The sequence below is a fragment of the Izhakiella capsodis genome (assembly GCF_900115045.1).
Classification (GTDB): Bacteria; Pseudomonadota; Gammaproteobacteria; order Enterobacterales; family Enterobacteriaceae; genus Izhakiella; species Izhakiella capsodis.
This window is the reverse complement of record NZ_FOVC01000028.1, coordinates 1-1481: the sequence shown is the minus strand read 5'-3', so window position 1 is coordinate 1481 and position 1481 is coordinate 1. Positions and strand designations below refer to the sequence as shown.

Below are 1481 nucleotides of genomic sequence, written 5' to 3'. Positions count from 1 at the left end.
CCGCTGGTCACCCTGTCACAGCAGGAGATTGATACCGTCGTCGCCTCCGTCTGCGGCGGCGCGGCAAACGTGCAGGATATTTATCCCCTGTCGCCCCTGCAGGAGGGGATACTGTTTCATCATCTTCTGCAGGAGCGGGGCGACACCTATCTGCTCCACAGCCTGATGGCCTTCGATTCAGAAGACCATCTGAACGCCTTCATTCAGGCGCTACGCCTCGTGATTGATCGTCACGACATTCTGCGTACCGCCGTCTGCTCCCAGGGATTGTCACGTCCGGTTCAGGTGGTCTGGCGCAGCGCGACACTGCAGGTGAACACCATTGAACCCGCCGGCACAGGCGACGCCCTCGCCTGCCTCCGTGACTGTATCAATCCGCGTCAGCGCCGCATCAGCCTGGCCCGGGCGCCGCTCTTTTCTGCCGACACCCTTTACGACCCCGACCGCCGGCAGTGGCTGCTCGGGCTCTGCTTCCATCACATGGTCTGCGACCACATCACCATGGCGCTGATTTGCGACGAAATTACCCGGATACTGCAGGGCAGCGCCGCCGCACTGCCGCCGCCGCTGCCATACCGTGACTTTATCGCGCAGCTTCTGCGTACGCCCGCCCCGGTGCACGAGGCATACTTCCGCAGCCGCCTGGCCGGTACTGACACGCCCACCGCCCCCTTTGGCATCCTTGATGTTCAGGAAAGTGGCGGCCGCACCGCCGAGCTTTCCCGCACGCTCGATGCCTCTCTTACCGGACGGATTCAGGCCCGCGCCCGCGCTCTGGGCGTCAGCCCCGGCGTACTTTTCCATACCGCCTTTGCCCGCATGCTGGCTCAGCTCTGTGGCCACGATGACGTGGTCTTCGGGACAGTGCTGATGGGACGCCTTCAGGCCGGCTCCAGCGCTGAGGGCGGCCTCGGCATGTTCATCAATACCTTGCCCCTGCGCCTTTCGCTGGCGGGGATGACCGTGCGTGAGGCTGTACTGACTACCGGCCGCGAGCTGGCCGCGCTGTTTGAGCACGAGCAGGCCCCCCTCGCGCTGGCCCTGCGCTGCAGCGGCGTGGCTGCGCCGCTGCCACTGTTCAGTACGCTGCTTAATTACCGTCACAGCCTGCCCGGTGGTGGCACTGACGGCTGGCACGGCATGCACCTGCTGGAGACCGAAGAGCGCACCAACTATCCGCTCACCCTGTCCGTTGACGACACCGGGAACGACTTTGTGCTGACCGCACAGGCCGTCTCCGGTATCGCGCCGGACAGGATACTCCGCTACCTGGTGACCGCAGTCGAGGGGCTGGTCGGCACCCCCGGCAACGAGCCGGAAGGCCCGCTTGCCGGTATTTCTGTTCTGCCACCCGACGAACGCCGCCAGCTGCTGGAGACGTTCAATGCCACCCGACGGGACTTTCCGCGCGACAGCCTGGTCCACACCCTGTTCGAAGAGCAGGTACGGCGCACCCCGCAGGCGCTGGCCGTGCTCTCTGA

The 1481-nt window shown here is 65.1% G+C and carries 1 protein-coding gene; it reads left to right on the top strand.

What is annotated here, in order from left to right; all coding sequences use genetic code 11:
• The coding region (locus BM191_RS16430) for a condensation domain-containing protein (RefSeq protein WP_230479624.1) at positions 1-1481 on the top strand (1481 nt) is incomplete at both ends.